Origin of the sequence: Singulisphaera chitinilytica (assembly GCF_049331405.1) — a bacterium.
GTDB lineage: Bacteria > Planctomycetota > Planctomycetia > Isosphaerales > Isosphaeraceae > PoT.
On the sequence record NZ_CP186275.1, the window covers coordinates 17563 to 39892 of the forward strand.

The following is a 22330-nucleotide window of genomic DNA, read 5'->3' on the forward strand; positions in this document are numbered from 1 at the left end:
CGGCGTCAGGGCGATTTGTCGGGGCTGCGGTGATCGAAGCCGCCGGGGAGGCCGACATCCTCACGCCGGTTCGTCGGCGCCTTCCAGGTTCTCGACCGCGAGCCCGGCGAGGGCGGCCAGGTCCTCGTTGGGATGGCTGGCGAGGCCTCGGAGGCGTGGCAAGACGGCCGCGACGCCTTGCCTGAGTTCGCCGATCCAGGGCGGGGCGCCTCGGTTGTCCTCCGGCCGCGTGCAGGAGGCGAATCCCAGGAGGATGTCGACGATCTCGACGGTCAGCGCCTCGTCGGCGCGGTCGAAGACCTCGAGGATGAACGGCAGTGCGGGCAGCGCGGCCGACGAGACATAAGCATGCTGATGACAGAGCCCGCACCAGAGTTCATGGCTGGCCGCCATCGCTACCTCGCCGCCATTCGCGAGCTGCAGCAGTTGCCCGGGCACCTTGACGGCGGAGCCATAAGCCGTGTGGTACTGGTTCCAGTCGATCGCCTCGAGCCGTTCCTTGAAGGTCGCATCCACCGCGCATCTCCCCTGCGGGCAACCGGCTCCGAGTAATGAAGATCGGCACGGTCGCCCGGTACCCTGAATGCCCAATAAATCTTTCAATAACCATTAATCATATTCTGAATTAACAAAAGACAAATGATTGCACCAAGGAACAAGGCGAGGGTTCCCTGGAACGTGCAGAGCAAGAGAAATGTGAGACGCTCGGTTCGGGGCATTTCGGCGAATTCCGCGTGGTCGACGCGTCCTTTCGCCCAAGCCACGAGTTCGAACAGGACAAGACCGAATCTCCGAACCGCCAGCCAACCGAGCATGAGGGCCACCGGCTAGATCAACACGTTCAGCAGGAACAGGCCGACTACCACCAACCATCTTGACTGGACGTGCGAGTTGATGAGGACCGCCAGGCTCATCGCGCAGGAAATGCCGCACATCAAGGCGAATGCCCCGAGCCAGCCATAATCAAAGCGGGCGACACGATCCTCGGGCGATTCGCGGAGGCAGCGGGACGCCCTAATCGTCAACCTCGCGGTGATGGCGAATCCGGTTCCGGTGACGGCCAGGGAGCAGGCGATTAGCAAGGTCAGCCACACGAATCAATCCCCCAAGGCCTTCCAGGTCGTCTGCAGTTAGGCATCGCCGAAGTCAAGGCGCCTCCCCGAAGGAGGGCGGCCCGCCAGGTCCCCACCGGACGAGATCGACCCGATCCGAATTGAGATGGATGAGTCTGTTCTTCCAGACAAACCATTCGCCCTCCGGGGCGAGCCGTCGCCGATCGAGCCGAAGTCGTCCGTCTTCCTCGACGATGACCACCGCCTTGCGCAAGAGGTGCAAGCAGGCCTCGCCGAACCTCTCGGCGAGCGCCTCCGGCGTCGGCCGCTCGTCCCGGATGAAGCCGAGGATTTCCCTCGTGATGAAGGCGTCTGGTGCCGTGTGCTTCACGGATCCTCCGGTTCTATCCGTCGGGCCTCGAAGTGTGCCTGCCATTTTTCTGCCGAGGGCCGATGCCTTCGATTTTACATTCGTGCTTCGCGTTCAAGGCAACAGATCATGCCTGGAACGCGAATCCACCTCGATTCTTTCTGCCGAACAACAACGCCTGGAAACGACGAGTGCCCGGGCCCAAACGCCTGCACACCCCATCTCTTGGGTAGCCCCGATCGGAACGATCGGGGTCGCGCAGCGACTGGAGGCCCACGAAAAAAAGCCCCTGCCAAGCACGAAGACCCTCCGCGTATTTCCGGCCGGTGACTCCGTGGGCGAGGATGCCGAAGCGATGCGGCTGGCTCCTTGTCGATCCCGAGGGAAGGCTAGACGGCCGGGGTGTTGGCAGTCGGCGCCCGGTCTCGGCCGCGAGGATCGGCTCGATACCTCTTGTCGCTTCGCGACCACGGTTGTTCCAACCTCGGCCACCCGGAAAAAGGCAGAAGACCCGCAACGGCCCCGGCGTATTGCAACTGGCCATTTATCACGGCGCATTCCAGATTCGAGGAGCCGAGTTGGCGAGAGTTTGCGGACAACGAAGCTATCAGGGGCAAATGTGTTTCGTCTGAAAAACGCAACGATCCCGCCTCGCGCACTGAGGCGAGGCGGGATCGCGAAGAGGGAGCCCTGAGAACAGACTCAGGCGAGAGGCGAGAGGCGATCGAGTCGGAGCGGCGCAACGCGGAGGCCGGCGCCTCGGGAAGCTTCCCGGGGCGTCGGCGAGGGTCGTCGTTCAATCAGCGACGGATGCCGGAGCGGCCGAAATTGGCGTAGCCGCCGCCACCGTAACCGCCTCCGCCGTAGCCGCCCCCCTGGTTCCAGACGGGGCCCGAGTTCGGGTAGCCGCCGCCGGGGTAGCCGCCTCCGCTGCCGGGGTAGCCGCAACCGCCGGGGGGGTAAGTGGGGGGGCAAGGACGGGGGTTGCATCCGCCGGGGTTGTACGGCGGGGGGCACGGGCGAGGGTTGCAGTTGCCGGGGTTATACGGCGGGGGGCACGGGCGAGGGTACGGATAGGTCGGCCCGCAATGACCGGGGTTGTAGGGAGGAGGGGTCGGGTAGCATCGGGTGTTGTATCCCGAGCCCCGCCCGCCATAGCCACCGGGGTTGGCCTTCGCCACCGAGGCCACTCCCACCACCGCCACACCAGCCACCAACAGCTTCAGCAGAACGGTCTTCATGGTTGCCTCTCGTTTGCGTTCGCGTTGTCGTTCCACTCCGTTTCGGGTCGTCACTCGCGACCCTCTTCACCAGGTCATCCGCAAACGACGAGAGAACCGTGTCCGCGCTCGTCCGATTTTTTCCGGAAGTCAAATAACAAGACCCTTGCCCGTCCATTTTCGCCCCTCAGCCGCCCCGGCTTGCACCAGCAGGGCGTGACGAGCCAGAGGGAGCCGACGACCCCCGAGGCTTGGCATCAGAGAGACTCTCCCCCTCGAGGCGCATGCGAAAGGCCCCCGCGATGATCGCGGAGGCCTCCGGATGGGTCCTGGTGTATCCGAGACGTTGAGGCTCAGGCCTCGCGGCGGAGCCGCATGCGGAAGGCGAAGAGGCCCAGGCCCGCGACGCAGCTCAAGACGACCGACGACGGCTCGGGCACGGCGGTGGTGAACTTGACCGAGTCGATCGCGAAGACCTTCTGGCAATCGGCCTGGTTCGACGTGATCGAGAAGTGGTCGATCACCTTAGAGGTCGTGAGCGAGAGGTGCCCCAGGGCCGAGGACGTCCCGTAGTTCCCGAGCGAGACGGTCCTGGTCCCGAGGATCGTGTTGTTCGCCGCGTAGGCCGTGAGGGTGAACTTCCCGGCGTAATAGCCGTTCAAGACGTCGAGCGAGATGCCGGTCGTCGCGAACGAGAGGGAGCCGGTGATGACCCCGGGGAGGCTCGAGCCGTCCGCCAGTTGGTGGACGTCCGACGTCGCATAAATGTTGGGCGACGACGTGGCCATCGAGCCGAAGTTCGTATCGTTGAGGACGACGCCCCCCTTGAAGGTCGCCCCCGAAAACGTGAATGTCGGGCCGACGTCGCCGCCGGGCTTGACGCCGTTGAAGTTGCTGCCGGCTTTCACGTTGTCGAAGTTCACGACCAGGTCGGCACGGGCCTCGAACGCAGACATCGCGAGGACGAGGGCCATCAAGGCGATTTTCGGGCGGTACATTCGAGTTCCGAGGCGTGTGTAGAGGATTACAAAAATTAAACTTAGACGAAAGCTACCCACCCCCCTCGTTCGACGCCAATCTGTTGCACAAAATCACCAAGAATCTTAGACATCGCGGCCTCGACCTCTCGGGTTCCGGGTGAGTGGAATGAGGAATGCCCGGCGGCACTCATGGTCGAGGTTGATCCTTCGAGCCCAGGCACCCTCTTGAATGGGCGACGGCCGGATCTACTGATAGGATGAGAACAGGGCGGCCCGCCGCCCTGCTTCCATACGAAGAGGGACGTCATGAGCCCGATGGCCTGCGACGTATATTTCAAGAACGACGCGGTATTCGTGCTGAGCTGGGCCGCCCTCGGCCGGGGTAGGTTGGGTCGAAACCTCCGCGAGCCCATCATCAGGCTGGATCCCAAACCGACGGCGTCGGAGCTGGGTCGGGCCGTCTTGCTGGCGCTCGAGCCGACCGCCCCCCAAACGCTGGGGTCATCGGGAAATTCCCACGCGAGCGAGCGGAGCATCGCCGAGATCCTCCGAGCCGCGGGGGCGGGGAGCTGGTCCAGACTGACGTGCTCGTCCCGGCAACTCTCGGTCGAGAACAAACGGAATCGCGTCACGATCCTCGGGATGGACGGCGAGGCTGGGGCCTGCAAGCGTGATCCGGAGGAGATCGGGCGTCGCCTGCTCGAGATGCTCGAAACATGCTCGCATTCGGATCCGCTGGCTCCGCCCAGGGTCGGCTCGTCGTTCCGGACGCAGAGGCCCGAATCGTCTCGCGATGGGGGGACGCCTCAGGCCTTCGGGTACAAGACGAGCTGGATCGTCGTCGACTCGACCGAAGCGGCTGCGGTGGCCTCGGCGCTGGGGTTGAAAGACCCGCGCGAGGCGAGTTGGGATGTCAATCCTTATGACCCCGATGGCGTCTTCGTCTCCCCCTCCGTCCTCGGCTGGACCTTCGTGCTCGGCTACCTCATCGAGCCCCACTTCGAGGCATTCATCCCTTGGATCGAGAGCCTGAGTCGTCGCTTCGGCGAGGCTCAGTATTTCGCGACGCATCGCGTGGTGGGGCTCCAGGCGTGGGTCAAGGCGGCCGAAGGGAGGATCGTCCGCGGCTACGACTGGCTCGGCGAGCGCGGCGAGGTCGTCATGGACGTCGGGGGCCTGACGCCCGAGGAGGAAGAACTCGGCCTCTCCCGACTCATCAACCATCGGACCGTCGATGGCGACTGGGAGGACGTCCATATCCCCGACGAGGACGACGTCATGAATATCGCGGGCCGGTGGAGCATCAACCCGCAGCAACTCGACGCCTACGACTCCGAAGGCCCCGGCTACATCGGCCACCGGCCCTGACGACCGGGACGGAATGCCCTGCCCCGGCCGATTCATAACGAATCCGCCGAGATGGTCTCGCCGCCGGCGCGCCAGGAAACCGGACGAAGCGCCACGGACTCGTCAGTTGGCAACAGGCGCCTTGCCCTTGCGGACGCGGACGGGGAAATCGGGCCGGGGGAGGGGCTTGGGCGGGTCGGCCTTGAGCTTCTCGAGGGCGATGTCGATCGCCTTGTCGAGCTGCGGGTCCTTGCCGTCGGCGATATCGGCGGGCCACTGCTCGACCTCGACGTCCGGGGCGACCCCCTCGTTCTCGACCCGCCAGCCGTCCTCGTTGTAGAAGGCGAGGTCGGGGGCGGTCACGTTGCCGCCGTCCATGAGCTCTGGGAAGCCGAGGATGCCGACGAGGCCCCCCCACGTGCGCCGGCCGACCAACGTGCCGAGCTTGAACTTGCGGAACATCCAGGGGAGGAGGTCGCCGCCCGAGCCGGCCGTCTCGTCGATGATCATGACCTTCGGCCCGAGGACCGCCGCCCCCGGAGTGCGGATCGTCTCGCCGTGACGCATCGCCCAGTAACTCACCACCGGGCGTCGGAGGATGTCGATATAATAATCGGCCACCGAGCCGCCGCCGTTGAACCGCTCGTCGACGATGATCGCGTCCTTGTCCGCCTGGGGGAAAAAGTACTTTTTGAAATAAGCATGCCCCGCCTCGGCCGTGTTCGGCACGTAGACGTAGGCGACGCGCCCCTCGGTCCGGTCGCGGACCTTCCGCAGGTTCTTCTCAAGCCAGTCGAGGTGCCGCAGCGACGACTCATCGCCGACCGGCTCGACGACGATGGTGCGAGAGCCCTTGCCGTCGGCGGTGGGCCCGACCTTGAGCTCGACCCGACGTCCCACCTTGTTCTCGAACGGGCGATAGACCTCGGAGTCGGTCCGGACCTCCTCGCCGTCGACGGCCAGCAGGAACTCGCCCACCTTCACGTCGACGCCGGGCGCGACGAGCGGCGCCCGCAACTGGGCGTCCCAGTTCATGCCGCCGTAGATCGCCGCAAACCGATAGCGGCCGTCGGCGACCTCGTAGTCGGCCCCGAGCAGGCCCACGGGCACGGTCTTCGGCTCGTAGAGCCGCTCGCCGCCGCCGAGGTAGCTGTGCCCCACCGCCAGCTCGCTGAGCATCATGCGGATCAGGCGGTTCAGGTCGGCACGCGTGGGGACCTCGTCGACGATCGGCTCGTACTTGGCCAGGATCGCCGACCAGTCGGCCCCGTGCATGTTCGTCGCGTAGAAGTAATCACGATTGATGCGCCAGGCTTCGTGCAGGATCTGCTTCCACTCGGCCCTGGGCTCGATCCGGATCGAGATCGAGTCGGTCGCGAGCTTCCCCGATCCCGCCGAGAACTTGCCGGCGTCGACGATACCCCAGGCCCCGCTCGTCGCGTGGTAGAGCAAGCGCTTGTGGTCGGCCGAGACGCGGAACCCGTCCACCTGCTCGGCGAGGGTTTCTTCCTTCCGCTCCTTGAGGTCGAACTTGACGAGCGACGGCGTCCCGGCGAAGGCATCTCCGCTCCTCCCCGGGATCATCCCCACGCGGCGGACGTAATAGAGCGTCCCCTCGGCTCCGGCGGTCAACCCATAAAGGTTCCCCGCCGGGATCGGCAACGAGAGCACGCGCCCCTCGAACCCTTCGATGTCGATGGGCGTGTCCGCGGCTTTCTTCTCCGACTTGGAATCTTCCTTGTCCTTGGATTTCTCCTTGTCCTTGTCGTCCTTCTTCTCCTCGTCTTTCTTCGCGTCGTCCTTCTTCTCTTTGTCTTTATCCTTGTCTTTATCCTTGGCGTCGTCCCCTTCCTCGTCGGTTTCCTTGCTCAGGGGGTTGGGCGTCGACTTGGAGAGGACCGCGACATAAACGGCCTGGGTGGCCTGGTTGTCGTTGTTCGACTGGTCGAACCACTGGCGCATCGGGCCGGCGTCGGTGGAAGCGAAGAAGTACAGGTACTTGCCGCCGGCGTCGAAGGCGGGCTCGCTCGTGTCGGCGAGGCCGCTGGTCATCTTGTGGCTCTCGTTGCGGGCGACGTCGTAGAGGTAGAGTGACTGGAAGTAGACCTTGTTGATGAGCGTATATGCCAGCCACTTCGAGTCGGGCGACCAGTGGAAGGCCATCGTGTTCACGGGGCCATAGATCGGCTCGCTGCCGACCTTCTTGACCTCGCCCGAGCCGACGTCGATGACGTAGAGGGTCCGCGAGTTGTCGATATAAGCGATCTTCTTGCTGTCGGGAGACCACACGGGCCGTTCGTAGAACCCGGCTCCTTTCAAGGCGAAGGCCTTCGCCTCCCCCTTACCATCCTGGGGCCGGACGTGCAGGGCGTATTCCCCCGAGGCGTCGGAGAAATACGCGATCGACTTGCCGTCGGGCGACCAGACGGGCGAGCGCTCGTGGACGTCGACACTCTGCGTGAGGTTATGAACATCCCCATGCTTGGCGGGGACGGTGACGACCTCCCCCCTGGCCTCGAAGACGGCCCTCTTCCCCGATGGGGAGATGTCGGCCGATCGGATCGACTTGCCCCCCTCGGCGAACCGGGGCCGCGTCTCCACCACATCCCCCGCGACCCCAATTTTGAGCCGCTCGACCTTCCCCGTCTCGATGTCGAACGTGTGGATCCGCCCCGCCTGCTCGTAGACGACCTTCCCCGCCCCGGCCGAGGCCGCCTCGATCGGGAAGTCGTCGTGCTCCGTCAGCGCCTTGACCTCTTTGGAAGCACGATCATACGAGAACAGGTTGAACTCGCCGTTGCGATCGGACAGGAAATAGACCTTGTCGCCGGCCCACATGGGATACGTGTCGTTGCAGAACCCGTCGGGCTGGGGGATCTGCTCCACGCCCAGGCCCTCGAGCTTGAGGATCCAGATCCGCGAGTTCCGGCCGCCCCGGTAGTTCTTCCACTGGCGGAAGGCCTCGGGCAAGGGCGTGTACGCCAGGAACTTGCCGTCGGGCGAGTACACCACGCGGTCGCCGCTCGGCACGGGCAGCCGGCTCGCGGCGCCCCCCGACGTCCCGATCGTGAAGAACTGGGCCCATCGTTGTGTGAACACGGATCGTTGCGAGGCGAACAGCACCGAGCCGTCCGGCGCAAACCCTCGCACGGCGTCCGCCCCCGGGTGCCAGGTCAGGCGCTTCGGCTCTCCCCCTTCGATCGGCACGACGAACGCATCCACGTTCCCGTCGTAGACCGCCGTGAACGCCACGAGCTTCCCGTCGGGCGAGATGTAAGGCCCGCTCTCGGACCCCGGATGCGAGGTCAGCCGGCGCACGTCGGAGCCGTCATGTTTGGCCGTCCAGAGGTCGTCGGCATAGACGAAGACGAGCCTCTCCTTCCCGATGGCCGGGTCGTGCAGGAACCGCGTATCCTTCTTATCGAGCCCCCAGGCCGGGGCCGTCATCACCCCCCAGGCCGCCGCGAGGAGAGCGAGCGGACGCAAGCCCTGGCTGATTCGTTGAAGCATGATCCTGCACTCATCCCTTCCGAGGAGTGGCCGAGCCTTCAAGACGGGTCTTTCTCCGCATCACCGAACGCCTGCGGATATACCACCGCTGGCCCTCCGCCGCAATCCTCTCGTCGCGACCTCGCACCTATCAACGCGAAATTGCCCCGCGAAGTGTCAGGGTGGGCCGATGCCCTTCCCCACGCCTCGCGAGGCGATGCCGACGTTCGTTGTTTGAAAGTGTCCTCCGTAACTTCGTCTGTACCTGGTTGATTCCCGGTCGAGGAGAAACTAAGGGTTGAAGAATCGGACCTCTGCCACGAGACCATCCACGAGCGATTGCAAGGCCTTGAGACGCAGGGCCTCGGGCTCGAGGCCCAGGACCCACTCGAGCCCCCTGGTTGGGACTGGGGACTGGCCATGCGACCTTGCGATACCCCTGACGGCAGCGTTGTAATCCTCCGGTGTCAGGACCTCGCTCAAGGTTCGATAGGCTGCGTCGTAGTCCATGAGTTCCGCACGGATGACCGCGACCTTCGCGAGGGTGGCATGCCCAAACATCGGCGTATGCATGGCCTCCTCGGCGACGCGCTTCAACGCATCGGGGAGCACGAGTCGCAGCGTCTCCCTGGCGGTGACGCGGTCGCCGTTCTCTCGTTGTGCCTCAGCGATGTCGATGAGCGTCTGAATTTTCGTCAACGGGTTCATCTTGTCGCAAAGATCGATCGCGCGCTTCCCATCTTGGAGGCTTGCCAGTGTGGTGGCGTACTCACTCAACTCGTCGGGCGACTTCGGGCCTCTGTAATCGCGAGACTGCGAGGACGCGCAGAACCTGGAAAACGCCAATCTCAAGCTATGCCGAGCCTCGTCCCGGTGCCCGCTTTCCGCCTCGATGAGAGCGATCCCGCAACTGACGGACAGTGACGCCGTAGGAATGTATGCGCTGCGGTCTTTGAGCGGGTCATAGTACATCCAGGTCGCCATCCTCTTGGCTTCCTTGTAGTCACCAAGCCTGGCAGCGGTGACGGCGAGTTGAGCGTAAGGCCTTTCATCAACGTAATGGAATGCCTCGATTTTTTCAATGATCCGGCCCAGTGTCTCGCGTTGGATACGTTGATTCTTGAAGATGGGGTTCTTGAATTGGATGGGTTGATTCTTGTCGATGGGTTTCTTGAAGTTGGTCTCGTCAAGCGGGTTCGTCGCGGTGAGGGCCTTAGCCATGCTCCTGTAGAGCATCCCGTGAAAGGAATGATTCTTCGCGCCGCAATGCTCGACCACTTCGAAGGCCTCGTCGATCTCTTCGACGTACACGAGGGCCCAGACAAGTTCCTTGAGTTGCAGGATGCGATCGAGGTCCAGGGCCTCGGGATCCGGCCCGACTTTCGTGGGCGGGATGAGTTTCCGCATGGCCTCGATCGTGGCCTTAACCCCGGCTCGATCGTCGAGGTCGTATAGCATGGCGGCGATGATCCCCATGCTGGCAAGCCGAGCCCGGAGGTGCTCGATCCCGTCGGCCTTCTGCCTGCAGAGCCGGATCAGGCCGAGGGCCTTCGCGTTCTCTTTCGCTTCGAGCAGGGCCGAGGCCGTGCGAAGGATCGCGTCGCATTGATCCCGCGGCTTGAGGAACGAAGCCGCCGAAACCGCCTTCCTGGCCGTATCCAGCGCGGCCTCCCGGTCGCCCGCGAGGAACTGGCCCTGGACCGTTGAAATCAACACGTAAGCCTTGGCTTCCTGGTCCTTCGCATCCTCGACGGCCGCCGCGATCTTCTTCAGAAGGGGTGCGAGGGTCTTCTCCCCTTGCCCGGCCTTCGCCTCGGGCGGAGGCGGTTCGACCGGCGGCTCCTGCAAGGCCAGGCTCACGAGCTTCGGCGAGGCAATTCGAGCCGGCTCGTCGCGTGATCCTCCCTCTCCCGTCGAAGCGGACAGGCTCAGGCCGGCGAGGAGCATCGCACCCAGGGTTATCTTCAGAGTCAACAAGGATGGAGCGACTCTTCGGGAGAGCGCTGTCAGGACAACCGCCAAGACGGCTCTCGCGGCTCCGTGCGACGACGCCACCATGACGCATTGAACCGTCGACTGCACGAGTCCTGGCATGAGCATCTCTCGCTGAACCAGCATGCCGAGCAACTCGGCGGAGGCGGCGGGGGTCAGGCCCCGGCGGATCAGGCCCGAGCGGAGGCGGGCCCGGCCCCGGATCAGGCGGGTCTTCAGCGTGGCGACCGGACAGGACATGACCCTCGCGGCCTGCTCGCAGGAGAGGCTCTCGAGGTCGCAGAGGACGATCGGCACGCGATAGCGCTCGGGGAGCCGAGACAGCTCCTCATGGATCAGGCGATGGACGTCCGGGTCGGCCGGCTCCGGCTCTTGCTGCGAGAGCCGCGAGCCGAGGGCGGCTCCCCCGGCTTCGAGGAGCCGACGCCGCCGCAGCGAGGCCGCCCGCGACGACTTCGCCGTGCGGTGCGCGACCTGATGGAGCCAGGGGCCGATGGAGTCGCGCACCCAGAGCCCGCGCGACTTCCGCCAGAGGATCAGGAAGACGGCCTGGAATGCGTCATCGGCGTCGTGCGGGTCGGACAGAATGCCGAGGCAGACTCGCAGGACCATCGGCCCGTGCCGCTCGACCAGCGCCGTGAAGGCCTCCTTCGCGGCCTCCGGCGTCCCCGACGCGAAGCGCTCGAGCAGCTGGCCGTCCGTCAGATTCCCGAGCGACCCGACGTCGAAGAGCGTCCGGATCTCCCGGCTCACGATGCTGCGGTTCCCGATCGCCACGTTGGCCCCTCCTCCTGCCCCCTCGCCGTTCGTCATGAAACCGCAGTTAATGGTTCGAACGGCCACCGAGGATTCAAAAATCCCGCCATGACGTCCTCCCTCCCGCCTCCACCCGAGCGTCGAGAATACCCTGGCCTCGTCCGATAGAGCCTTTCCAATTGTCAAAAAGCCAGGATCGGAATAGCATCGAATTCGATGCTTAAAAGACGCGAACCCAGGGAGGGGACATGAACCTGGATCGTGACATCCATCCGCTCGCGGAATTCAAGCGCAACACGTCGGAGTTCCTCCGGCAGTTGAAGGAGACGGGGCGACCGATCGTGCTGACGGTCAACGGCAAGGCGGAACTGGTCGTGCAAGACGCGAGGTAGTACCAACGTTTGCTCGACCTGGCGGAACGGCTTGAAACGATCGTGGCCGTTCGGGAGGGATTGCAAAGGATCCGAAATGGCGAGGGACAACCTGCTGACGAGGTCTTCGCAGCGATGGAAGAGGCTCTTCAGTCGCGAACCAATTCGTGACTTATCAGATTGTCATCGAACCTCGGGCCATGCAGGATGTTCGCTCTGCCGCGCTATGGATCGAGGAACCATCGAAGTCTCCGGCCAGGGCGATGAAGTGGGTTCAGAACATCCGGGCCGAGATCGAGACGCTCAAGATCAACCCATCACGCCACAGGGCTCGGCAGAGCGAGGCCGAAGCGTTCGATGATGGCTAGGACAGGCGACCTGGCGAGGAGCCCGAAAGGTCTGCTTCATTTCGAGACAGTATCACGTCGGCGCAAGTGCATGTCGTGGAGCTGGCCGGCGATACTTTCGAGGTGGCGGCGGCCCTTGCCCTGGTCTTCGAGCTTGGCGACGAGGTGAGAGGGGATGGCCTCGATGCCGAGGCGGGCGCCGCTGAGGGCGCCGGCCATGGCGGCGAGGGTGTCGACGTCGTTGCCCTGGCCGATGGCGCGGCTGATGACGGCCGGGTAGTCGTCGGGCGCGGTGGCGAAGATCACGATCGAGGTCATCACCGAGCGATGGGCCTCGAGGCTGTTGCCGAAGCCGCCGACCGACTGCGTCCGCTTCATCGCCATCGCCACGTCGAGCTGCCACCGGAACTCCTCCGTCTTCGCGTGGCGGAGCAACTCCTTGTAGAAGCCCTTGCGGTTGAACGGGCCGCCGCGGACCGCGAGCGCCACGGCGACCGCCAGCAGCCTCGCGCCGTCGATGCCGATCGGGTGCGTGTGGGTCGGCATGGCCGAGCGGCTCGGCCTGCTCGGCGACTCGGTCGAGGTCGTCGCAGAAGAGGAGCCCGATGGGAGCCGCACGCATCGCGGCGCCGTTGCCCAGCGAGCCGTCGGGGAAGACCGAGGTCGCCAGCGATCGCCAGTCGCCGCCGTCGCGGACGGCCTCGAGGATCCGACGGGCACCGGGTCCATAGGCCCGGGCCGGGTCGTAGTTGGCCGCGAATGAAGCGGAGAGGGCCTCTTCGTCGACCTCGCCGCATTGAATCAACGTCTCGGCAACTCCGATGGCCATTTGTGTGTCGTCGGTATAGTAGAGCACGTCCTCGCGAGGGTTCCGCACGATCTCGTCCGCGGGGCCCATCCGGTAGATGATGTCGTCGAAGAGGCCCTCGAACGGCGCACCGAGGCCGTCGCCGATGGCCTGCCCGAGCAGGCATCCCAGGAATTGCTCGCGGCGAGGGACCCCGGCGGCTCCACTCGCATCCGACGCCCGGCCCGTCGACATTGGATCTCGCCCTTTCGTGGTTCTCACGACCGTCCCTGGTCGAGGCATGGTGTCACTGCGCATCCAGCAGGAAGAGGATGACGCCCCGCCGCTGCGTCAGCGAGAAGACCCCAGATATGTTCAGTGCGATGATTTCCGTTATAGTCGACGCGTCATCGTGCGGCAAGTTGCAGGCCCAGGGTTTCTCGGGCCCTGATCCCTCAATGAGCGGGCCTCCCGCTCGCGCCCACGCGTTCAATAGGCAGGACGGATGACGTCCCAGATGGCGTCCGCCATTCGCCCGTGCCCCTCCCGGCTGAGGTGGATCGAGTCGAGCGTCGTCCCCCGCCCCGTGAGGACCCCGAGCAAGAGGCGTTTCGGCACGAGCCTGGTTTTGAAGCGGCGGGCGAGCCGGCGCTGGATGCGACCATAGGCATTGTCGAAGGGGGGCAAGGGTAGTTCGAGCATGACCACGACCCGCCCCGGGCGAGAGACGGCCGCCAGCAATTTCTCGAGCCCAGCCTCGAACCTCTTCGGGCTGGTCCTGCCCAGGATGTCATTCCCGCCGATCTCGAGCAGGACGAGATTTTCTTCGTCGGAGATGGCCGCGACCTGAGACAACGCGGAAGCCACGTCGGCACCCGCCACGGCATGGTCGCGGACCTCGACGCCATGCCGATCCGCCAGGATCCGCGGCCATGTCGCCGTGGTCGGATCTCCCATCCCGGCCGTGACCGAATCCCCGACGATCCCGAGCACCGGCCTGCCCAGTTCCGGGACGTCCGGCCTGAAGTGATAGGGCGCTTCCACGAGCATCGCCGCAACCCAGGCGAGCGCAGCCCCGATCCGCAGGACTTTCGCGATGGGCGGCGTCAGGCCGCCCGCCACTTCGCCGATGAACCAAAGCAGCGTCGCGACGCCAAGGCCGAGATCAATCCAGGGTGACATCGGCGTCGCCGACACGGCAACGAGTATGACTCCAATACAAGCAGCAAGCAGGCCGATCCTCCGCCCAGGACGACCTCTCCCTCGCGTCAGCAACCCGATCGCGACCAGCATCACCCCGGCGCCGGAGAAGAACGCCTGGCCGCTCGCGACGTGGTACACCAGACATCGAGTGAACATGAATTCGATCCAGGACTCCAGCGATTCTGCGATTCCTGCCCGAGAGTCGCGGTCATCTTCATTTCGTCTGTATATCGACTCCGCGTTGCGGGCGTGCGAGGCAGACGTACTCATCGCCCGAACCATTCGCCCCGTCTCATCCCATTCGGCCCGATCCTTGATCTGAATGCAACTTCGAACCTGCAAGCCCGCAGAGCGCCGGTTCGCGACTCATCAAGGGATCATGGCGGGCTTGAGGCGGATCTCGAGGTCGGTCTGGTTTTCGCCGGCGATCGCGGTGCCGACGAGATGAGGGTCCTCGGTAAAGCCCGTCAGTTGGAACCGGCCGCGAGGCAACGGGCCGAGGCGGAAGGTGCCGTCCTTCGTCGTGGCGGTCATGCGGATCAGGGTGAGGCTCTTATCCGCCAGGCCTTTCTCGTCGATGGGTCGAGCCCAGCCGACGGCCGCACCTGGTACGGGCTTGCCGTCGCGGTCGACCACCCTGCCGTGGATGAACGACCCGAGGCCCGCGACGTACTGGTTGTCGACGGGCACCTTCTCGCTCGTCACCACCGTCGCGACGATCGGGGCGTGATTCTCGGGCTGGATGACGAGGACCTGCTTCCCTGGAGCCACGTCGCCGAATCGGAAACGACCGCTCATATTGGTGAACGCCTCCGACTTGTACCCTTCGTGGCCCGGATCCCGAAGTTCGACCCTTGCGCCCCGGATCGGGCGGCCCTGCTCGTCCACGACGGTGCCGCCGAGCTTGCAGCCCGGGACCATGCCGATCTCGTTCATCGCGTTCTCGTCCAGCTTTGTGGTGGCTCCGGGCTTAATGCGGGCTTCACCGTGTCTCACCTCGTAAGTAAGGAATCGAGGCTCGGCATCGGGTCGGGTCTCGGATAACGCAGTCTGGCGTGATTCACCCGGATCGAGACGGTGGCACGATCGATGGGCTGCCCCTCGGGGCCGACGACCTTGCCGTAAACATCGGCCTCTCGGGTCAATTCGATCCGGGCGTCGGCGAGCCCCTTGGTGGGGCCGAACGCGAGATACTCGGCCCACGCGAAGCCCTCGGCCTCGACCCAGATCGCCCCCCCGCGTTGCGGGCGTGACGACTGCAATGCGTAGGCCCCGAGGCATCGGTGCGAGCCAGGGCGTCGGACGCGTAGACGAGCGCCCCGGCGATGGGTCGGCCCGTCTCGGCCTCGACGACGTGACCTCGAACCAGGGGCTGGGACGGTCCCGAGGCCTTCTCTTCGCGGAGTTGGAACAACCGAAGCGCATCCACGTCCGACCCGCCAAGATAGCGGATCGCCTGTCCCAGGAGCCTCAAGGTGTCGGGCGGGTGGTCGGTCCGCACCGTCGCCGCCTCATCGAAGGTCTTGACGAGCTCCGGTTCCCCGACAAATGAACGCACCCTGTCGAGGTCGACGTGCCCGTTGAACTGAGGGCGCGTCAGCAGCCAGGCCCGATCGATCAACTCCGGCGTCACGGGGTCGCGCCCCATCCACTTGATGAGGGCCTCGACCTCGTCGCGCGTCGGGGCCTTCGCGTTCCCGACTCCACCGGGCCCCGGCTTGCCTTGAGGGATCCTCCCGGATGACGGATTCGCACGGTCTTTCTCGTCATCGAGTTTCTCTATGATAATTTCACCAAGATTCGCCTCATCCACGCGCTTTACGCCAAATTTCCTGTAACCATAGCGATGAATCCCCTCCTCGACCGAGATCTCGTGAGAACTGCCGGGGACCGTCCCGCCGATGATGAAGCGACCCTCGGCATTGGTCATGGCACGCTGCTTGAAACGAGACCTCATCGACGAGTCCGCTTTCGGGTCGATCCTGAGGGTCACGGCGACGCCGGCGATCGGATTCCTTTGAGGATCCACGAGGCGACCGACGATCTCCGGCCCTTTCGAGACGAAGATCCGCACGGACTTGTCGTCGGCCTTCGTCGAGAGGATTCCGGCATCAAGGTTCCTGGGGTCGGTGGCGTAGAACGTCAAGGCATCGAGGCCGTCGAAGCCCATCTCGAACTGCCCCTGGGCATCGGCCTGGGCCACCGTCTCTCGCCTCCGAAGGTTGACCGTCATCGCGGTGATGCTGGCATTCGCCACCGGCCTATCGCCATCCGGCGTCCTCCGCAAAACCACGCCCTTCACCTTGTGGGGCAAACTCGAGCCGGCAATTCGGAAGTCCCTGACGATTTCCTTCTCGCCGTCGACCTCGAGGGTTTCCCCCCTCGCATCTCGGTCGGGAGACATCAGCTCATATGTTCCCGGTCCAACGCGGAACTCGTAGTGCCCCTTCTCATCGGGGGCCGCCCAAATCACGAGTTGTTCCCGATGGCGAGGATTTTCGTCTGCGATCATGCCGGGGAGGTCATCGCCCTGCTGGACGATCGTCACGTGGTCGGTGATCGGCGGAAGCCCGCCATCCTCTCGTGAGACCTGGCCGCGGATGACCGTCCCCTCGATCAGCGTGAGGTCGAGGCCCTTCCGGGGTTGACCATCGTGGACGTAGATTCCCTTGAGGCTTTTCGCGGCCTGCCGCCTGTCGCGAACGCTGATGATGTAAGACTGCTCGGGGTCGGCGTCGAAATGATAAGAGCCGTCCTCGATCGACCTCGCATAGAGCCGGGCATAATTCGTGTCGTCACCCCTCCCTTCCGCCTGGATCAGCACGCCGCTGGCGGGCTTTCCGTTCGCGTCACGGACGGTCCCTTCGATCCGAGTCTTGCCATGCACCTTGGCCACATAGTCCGGGCCATCGCCCTTGTTGACGACGCCCGAATGGAATTCCGGCAAGAGGTGAAAGCCGGTGATCTGGCCGAGATCGGGAGGCATCCAATCGAAGGTCGCGACACCGCTTTCGGACGTCGTCGTCACCGCGATCTCGGAGCCGCCGGTGTTGACATAGCCGATCTTGCCCGGCTTCGAGAGGGTCCAGAGGCCGATCTTCACATCGGCGACAGGTCGGCCGCTGGAGCCCAGGGCTTTCACGTGGACGGTCGTCGATCCATCGAGGGTTAATGTCACTTCCCCGGGCGGCGGCTTCACGTCGCGGAAGGGGAACGAATCATAGTTCTCGAAGTAGTCGAAGCCGACTTTCTCCTTGAAGCCGATGATCCACTCGACTTCGAAGTCGGCCGGGATATGCAGTCGAGCCCAGCCTTGAGCGTCGGTCCTCGCAGAACCGCAAGCTCCATCACCCAGGGTCTCGACGCTGGCATTCGACACCGGCTCCCCGGCTTTCGTCACGACCCGAACCTTGAGGGGACGGCTCTTCTTCAGGACCAGGCGAACCGGCTGCGCGGGTTCGGTGCCGATCGGTTCAAGGTGTTTTCCGAAGGCCATCATCGCATCGTCCGCGGCCGACGCGATGAGTCGCTCCTCGAGTAACATGAAGCCGCCGATGCCGAGCGTGAATCGGCCGTCGGCCCCGCTGGTGGCGGGATGGGGCGTCTTCTCGCTGCGGATCGACCGCACGCTTGCCCCGGCCACGGGATTCCCTTGCTCGTCGACCACGATCCCGTGGATGACACGATCGGGGGTCAGCCTGATCCCTGATGCGGGAGACTGGGCCTTCGCCGGCTCGGGCGTCTTCGGGGAGTCCTCCGCTTCAGGCTTGGGGGGCTCCTGGGCCAGCGTGGCTTTCGGGCCGAGGGGGCGGAGGCCGGCGAGGCCGAGGCAGGCGGCGAGGATCGCCAGCGAGACGGATAGCCTCAGGACGCGATTCGACTCGGTCATGACGTCCCTCCGGGGGTCGAGGAGGCTGATGATCCTGTCACGCACGCTCCAGCGCACGTCCGTCAGGCCGACTTCCGACAGGGCCCTCTGCCCAGCCGGGATGCAACGCTGGGTCAGCTCGAGCAACGTCCTGGCATATTCGCAGGCGTCGCCGTGGCGGAGGACGAAGTTGTCGCAGATCTCCTCGCGGGCGAGGGAGAGTTGCGCGTTCATGTAATGGATCAAGGGGTGAGGCCAGTAGAGCGTCGCCGCGAGGCGCTGGAGCACGCCGATGCGCGTGTCACGCCGGATCGCGTGGGCGCATTCGTGGAGGAGGACGCCTCGGAGCTGCTCGCCGGAGAGCGTCTCCGCGAGCCCTTCGGGGATCACCACCGTCGGGCGCAAGAGCCCGATCGTCACCGGCCCGACGACCAGGCGCGAGGTGTAGAAGCGTGGGAGGAGCCCTACGCCGAGGGCCTCCTGGATTCCCAGGATCAGGCCGCCGGAGTCATCCCAGGGTTGGAGGGACCTGCGGATCCTGCGCAGCGTCCTCAGGCCCACGATCAGGCGGCATAAGCTCACGATCACGCCCACGGCCCATAGGGCCAGGATGAACCTGACGATGACCCTGGCTGGCGGAATCCGCCAGGTGCGGCGTGTTACGGGCGAGGGGGTGGTGCTCGGCTTCTCCTTCGCGAGGGCCTGGATCGGCTCGCTTGCGGCGACGGTCGGGGCCGGCCGTGGTTCCTGCGTTTCCGCAAGGCGAGGAAAACTCGTTCCTGTCTCATACGGGATCGTCGCAATAGTTTTAGCCTGCTTATTCCGACTTAATAATTCCCCAGACGTATTCATATCTGCATGATATTTATTCCAATCGGGACCGACCTCGCGGCTTGGTTGAGGGCCCTCGGGGTTTGGGGTGAGAGGGTCTGTCGCGACCGGAGTACGCAGCGTCACGAGCGAAAGGCCGGAATAATCCGTTATGAGGATCGCGAGGGGGCCGAGGCCGGCGGTGGCCAGCGCACCGAGCCAGAGGCAATGCCTCGCGGCGGCGTGGCGCCTCAGGGCCGTCCGTGAGAGGGCCGCGGCGAGGAGGATCACGAGGGTGATCTGGGCGAGTCCGCAGCCGACTACCCATCCCGCAAGCGGGATTCGGGCCAGGACTTCGACGATGGGCGTCATGATCGCTTCCTCCTCGAGGCGTCAGCCTCGTCGATCATCGCGCGGATCTTGTCCGCCTCTTCCTGCGAGACCCCGCGTCCGTGCAGGAGGGCCATCATGAGGCCCTCGGCCGAGCCGCCGAAGGCGGTCTCGACCAGTTGCTCGATCATCGTGCCGAGCGTGGCCGCGCGAGGGACCGCCGCACGATAGCGGTGGGTGTGCTCCTCGGCGTCGCGGAGGAGCCAGCCTTTTTCCTCGAGCCTCGCCAGCATGGTCAACACCGTGTTGCGGGCCACCTTGCGGTGCGCCGACAACGTCTTCCAGACATCGGCCACCGTCGCGTCTCCGCGGTCCCAGATCACGTTCATGATCTCGAGCTGCGCCTGCGACAACGGCGGAAGGTCTTCCTTACCACGCATCGAATTGTGCCCCCTTCGAGACGGATCACCTACAACCGTAGGTAAAAATACCTACAGTCGTAGGCAATCTCAAGGGGGAAACGCGACATCCGGAGATTTCTCGCAGGGGCCTCGATGCGGTCGGGGCGCGGAGGCCGGGTTGGTCGTCGATCGGCCGAGGGGGAATTGTCCCGGACCTCGTTCGGCCGGGCGGTCGCCGGGCGAGTCGCGTAAGATTCGTCAATGGCCGAACGCGGGGAGAAGGGCCGTCGGGGCGCTAACTATTCGCGGGGAGGTCGCGGCGCCGGAAGACGATGAAGGCGAGGACGATGCCGACCAGGCCGACGCAGCCGAGGCCGAGGGAATGCTGCAGGAAGGTGTTGCCGGCGACGGCGACCTCGACGGGGTCGAACGCCTTGAAGACGGAGAAGCGGCCGATCCATTCCCAGTTGGAGAGGGTGGGGAGGGTCGAGACGATCCCGGCGGCGAAGCCGGCGACGGTCAGGGTGGAGGTGATAAGAGTGGGGCGCCAGCGGACGACGTCCCACGAGGCGAACAGGAGGGCGTAGCCGTAGACGGCGATGCCGAGCATCGCGAGGTTGGCGGCCGGGCGGATCAGGGAGAGGAGGGCCGGAGGGTCGGAGACGTGGTTATATAAGCCGCCGACGCGATTTCCGACCACCAGGGTGGAGGCCAGGACGAGGAATCCGAAGAGGCCCACGGAGACCTGCGAGGCGAAGTAGCCGAGTCGCGAGACCGGGCGAGAGAGGGTCACGTCGAGGGTGCCACGCTCGATCTCGCCGGCGATCGCGGCGCCGCCCCGGGAGATGGCCCAGACGCATACGATCAAAAGAACAAAGGGATGATTCCAGAACATCACGTGGAACGAGAGCGATGAGTAATCCATCGCCGCGCCCCCCATGCCTCGGGTGAACTGCTGGAAGCGCTGGGCCTCGTCGCCGGTGACCTGGTGGAAGCGTCGCTCGACGCGCGCGGCCATGAACGCGGAGAGCCAGCCCAGGCCGAATAACGACGCCGAGGCCAGGCCCAGGAACCAGCGAGATTCCCCAAGTTGTCTCCGGAGCATCATGCCTGCCGCGGTCATGGTCGGTCGTCCTCATCGGTCGCATTGGGGCCGTGGTATTGGTCGTAGAGGCTCCGCAAGTCCTCGGTGCCGACGGCGAAGTCGACGATCCGTTGCGTGCCGATCCAGGTCGCCAAGGGGGAGACGGCGCCGTAGTGCTCGAACAGGATCGTATCGCCGTTGCGTTCGCGGACCCGCAGGCCGAGTTCCTCGGGGAACTCGAGCGGCACGCCCCCCTCGTAGCGGGCCAGGACCAGGCGCAGGTTCCGCCTCGCGTGCATGTCCTCGACGTGCATCAGGCGGCCCCGGCGCATGATCGCCACGCGGTCGGCGACGGCCTCGACCTCCGTGAGGACGTGGCCGGAGAAGAGGATCGTCTGCCCCGAGGCCTTCGCCTCGCGGACGAGCGAGACGACCGTGCTCCGGACCGTCGGATCGAGGGCCGAAGTCGGCTCGTCGAGGATCAAGATATCCACGGGATCGGCGAAGGCTTGCGCCAGCGCGAGCTTCTGCTTCATGCCGGTCGAGTAGGCCCGGACCTTGCGGCCGAGGTCGAGCCCCATCACCGTCTCGGCCAGCGCAAGCGCCCGGTCGAGGCCGACGCCGTCGCGGAGCCCGCTCATGTATTCCAGCATCTTCCGCCCGGTCATGTGGCCGAAGAGGCGGATCTCGCCAGGCAGGAACGAGACGAGCCGACGCATCTCGAGTCCGTCGCGCCAGGGGTCCAGCCCCGCGACGCTCGCCGAGCCGGAGGTCGGGTAGAGCATCCCCAGCAGGAGCCGGATGAGCGTCGTCTTCCCCGCCCCATTCGGCCCGAGAAGCCCGAGGACCTCTCCCTTGCGGACCTCCAGGTTCATGTCGGTCAGCGCGGCGAATCGGCCGTAGCGCTTGGTGAGGCCTCGCGTCGCGATCAGAGGCTCTTGCATCAATTCGCCTCGCTCCAGGTGTCAAGCAAGCACATCGGCGGATGCCGGGCTCTCTTCCAACCCCTTGACGGCTGCTACGGTTGAGGCCTCTCTTCATACCCGATCGTCGAGGCTCGCCGCGTCAAGTTTTCTCAAGTCGGGCCCGATTCGGGGCGGAGCCGGGCAGACGCGCGGGCGTCCGGCGGCGATAGTATAGAGGATGCAGGCTGCCGGGGTCAGGGCCTCGCGGGAGCCGGGCCTAGCCGAGGGCACGCCGATGGGACGCGGACCGAGCGCCGGAGACGAGCGGACGTCGGCCCTGATGGTCGACGACGACATCGAGCTGGGCGAGCTCTTGCAGGACGCGCTCGGCGAGCGCGGCATCGAGGTCGAGCTGGCCCACGACGGCCGCAAAGGGCTGGCGCGGGGCCTCTCGGGGGATCACGACCTCCTGCTCCTCGACGTGATGCTGCCGGGGCTCGACGGCTTCGAACTGCTCCGCCTGGTCCGCCGCCAGAGCCAGGTCCCCGTCATCATGCTCACGGCCAGGACCGCCTCCGCCGACCAGGTCACCGGCCTCGACGCCGGCGCCGACGACTATCTGCCCAAGCCGTTCGGCACGGAGGTCTTGCTCGCGAGGATCCGGGCGGTCCTGCGTCGCTCGAGGCGAGGGAATGAAGGGTCGAACGCCCTGGAGGTCGGCCGGTTCCGCCTCGTGCCGGGGGCCCGCGAGGCCTTCGTGGATGGGACGCACGTCGCCTTGACGTCGCTCGAGTATGACATCCTCGAGTACCTCGCCCGGGCCGCGGGCCGGATCGTGCCGCGCGACGAGCTGAGCATCGCCCTCTTCCGGCGGCGCGCGAGCCCGTTCGATCGGGCCATCGACACGCACATCTACAACCTCCGGAAGAAGCTGGGCGAGAGCGGCGATGCCATCGGCACGGTGCGGAGCGTCGGCTACCTCTTCAGGCTCGCCGACGGCAAGGGGGAGGCCGGCTGA

17 protein-coding genes and 2 pseudogenes are annotated in these 22330 nt (G+C 65.3%); 4 read left to right on the forward strand and 15 right to left on the reverse strand.

Annotated features, from left to right (window positions below; translation table 11 throughout):
* Positions 1 to 60: 60 nt before the first annotated feature.
* The 5 genes from ACOYYX_RS38185 to ACOYYX_RS38205 form a co-directional block, all read right to left on the reverse strand.
* A complete protein-coding gene (locus ACOYYX_RS38185; protein ID WP_422931854.1) occupies positions 61 to 516 on the reverse strand; it encodes a hypothetical protein in 456 nt (151 codons plus the stop codon).
* A 311-nt stretch (positions 517 to 827) separates the two neighbouring features.
* Positions 828 to 1094 carry a hypothetical protein gene (locus ACOYYX_RS38190; RefSeq protein ID WP_422931855.1) on the reverse strand — a complete coding sequence of 89 codons (267 nt, stop codon included), beginning with the start codon at positions 1092 to 1094 and terminating at the stop codon, positions 828 to 830.
* 52 nt (positions 1095 to 1146) lie between these two features.
* On the reverse strand, positions 1147 to 1443 hold the full coding sequence (locus tag ACOYYX_RS38195; RefSeq protein ID WP_422931856.1) for a hypothetical protein: 297 nt from the start codon (positions 1441 to 1443) through the stop codon (positions 1147 to 1149).
* Positions 1444 to 2222: 779 nt separating this feature from the next.
* Complete coding sequence (locus ACOYYX_RS38200; RefSeq protein WP_422931857.1) at positions 2223 to 2663, reverse strand: hypothetical protein; 441 nt, start codon at positions 2661 to 2663, stop codon at positions 2223 to 2225.
* A 332-nt stretch (positions 2664 to 2995) separates the two neighbouring features.
* Positions 2996 to 3640, reverse strand: coding sequence for a PEP-CTERM sorting domain-containing protein (locus ACOYYX_RS38205; protein ID WP_422931858.1), 645 nt, complete (start codon positions 3638 to 3640; stop codon positions 2996 to 2998).
* Between the two features lie 288 nt (positions 3641 to 3928).
* Between ACOYYX_RS38205 and ACOYYX_RS38210 the strand changes: the two genes are divergently transcribed.
* On the forward strand, positions 3929 to 4990 hold the full coding sequence (locus ACOYYX_RS38210) for a hypothetical protein (protein ID WP_422931859.1): 1062 nt from the start codon (positions 3929 to 3931) through the stop codon (positions 4988 to 4990).
* Positions 4991 to 5092: 102 nt separating this feature from the next.
* On the opposite strand, the gene ACOYYX_RS38215 is transcribed toward ACOYYX_RS38210, so the two are convergent.
* Positions 5093 to 8479: a S41 family peptidase gene (locus ACOYYX_RS38215; RefSeq protein ID WP_422931860.1), complete on the reverse strand. Its 3387-nt coding sequence runs from the start codon at positions 8477 to 8479 to the stop codon at positions 5093 to 5095.
* A gap of 270 nt (positions 8480 to 8749) precedes the next feature.
* Complete coding sequence (locus ACOYYX_RS38220; RefSeq protein WP_422931861.1) at positions 8750 to 11227, reverse strand: RNA polymerase sigma factor; 2478 nt, start codon at positions 11225 to 11227, stop codon at positions 8750 to 8752.
* A 227-nt stretch (positions 11228 to 11454) separates the two neighbouring features.
* Between ACOYYX_RS38220 and ACOYYX_RS38225 the strand changes: the two are divergent.
* Both ACOYYX_RS38225 and ACOYYX_RS38230 read left to right on the forward strand, forming a co-directional pair.
* Positions 11455 to 11748, forward strand: a pseudogene (locus tag ACOYYX_RS38225) (type II toxin-antitoxin system Phd/YefM family antitoxin).
* Positions 11745 to 11945, forward strand: a complete 201-nt coding sequence (locus ACOYYX_RS38230; protein WP_422931862.1) for a hypothetical protein — start codon at positions 11745 to 11747, stop codon at positions 11943 to 11945. The pseudogene ACOYYX_RS38225 and the gene ACOYYX_RS38230 overlap by 4 nt, the downstream one beginning before the upstream one ends.
* A 36-nt stretch (positions 11946 to 11981) precedes the next feature.
* Here the strand turns inward: ACOYYX_RS38230 and ACOYYX_RS38235 are convergent, their stop codons facing one another.
* From ACOYYX_RS38235 to ACOYYX_RS38270, 8 genes and pseudogenes are all read right to left on the reverse strand, one after another.
* Entirely contained in the window at positions 11982 to 12470 is a 489-nt protein-coding gene (locus ACOYYX_RS38235) for an ADP-ribosylglycohydrolase family protein (RefSeq protein WP_422931863.1), read from the reverse strand.
* Between the two features lie 70 nt (positions 12471 to 12540).
* Positions 12541 to 13029 (reverse strand): annotated as a pseudogene (locus tag ACOYYX_RS38240) (ADP-ribosylglycohydrolase family protein); the annotation flags it as partial.
* A gap of 171 nt (positions 13030 to 13200) precedes the next feature.
* The gene (locus ACOYYX_RS38245; RefSeq protein ID WP_422931864.1) at positions 13201 to 14070 is read right to left on the reverse strand and encodes an SGNH/GDSL hydrolase family protein; all 870 of its coding nucleotides are present in this window, start codon (positions 14068 to 14070) and stop codon (positions 13201 to 13203) included.
* A 213-nt stretch (positions 14071 to 14283) separates the two neighbouring features.
* Complete coding sequence (locus ACOYYX_RS38250) at positions 14284 to 14850, reverse strand: carboxypeptidase regulatory-like domain-containing protein (RefSeq protein WP_422931865.1); 567 nt, start codon at positions 14848 to 14850, stop codon at positions 14284 to 14286.
* A gap of 205 nt (positions 14851 to 15055) precedes the next feature.
* The gene (locus tag ACOYYX_RS38255) at positions 15056 to 18964 is read right to left on the reverse strand and encodes a M56 family metallopeptidase (RefSeq protein WP_422931866.1); all 3909 of its coding nucleotides are present in this window, start codon (positions 18962 to 18964) and stop codon (positions 15056 to 15058) included.
* Entirely contained in the window at positions 18961 to 19362 is a 402-nt protein-coding gene (locus ACOYYX_RS38260) for a BlaI/MecI/CopY family transcriptional regulator (RefSeq protein ID WP_422931867.1), read from the reverse strand. The genes ACOYYX_RS38255 and ACOYYX_RS38260 overlap by 4 nt, the downstream gene beginning before the upstream one ends.
* 256 nt (positions 19363 to 19618) lie before the next feature.
* Complete coding sequence (locus tag ACOYYX_RS38265) at positions 19619 to 20446, reverse strand: ABC transporter permease subunit (protein ID WP_422931868.1); 828 nt, start codon at positions 20444 to 20446, stop codon at positions 19619 to 19621.
* Complete coding sequence (locus ACOYYX_RS38270; protein ID WP_422931869.1) at positions 20443 to 21351, reverse strand: ABC transporter ATP-binding protein; 909 nt, start codon at positions 21349 to 21351, stop codon at positions 20443 to 20445. Before ACOYYX_RS38270 ends, ACOYYX_RS38265 begins: the two co-directional genes overlap by 4 nt.
* A gap of 256 nt (positions 21352 to 21607) precedes the next feature.
* Here ACOYYX_RS38270 and ACOYYX_RS38275 point away from each other — a divergent pair, with 256 nt between their 5' ends.
* The gene (locus ACOYYX_RS38275) at positions 21608 to 22330 is read left to right on the forward strand and encodes a response regulator transcription factor (RefSeq protein WP_422931870.1); all 723 of its coding nucleotides are present in this window, start codon (positions 21608 to 21610) and stop codon (positions 22328 to 22330) included.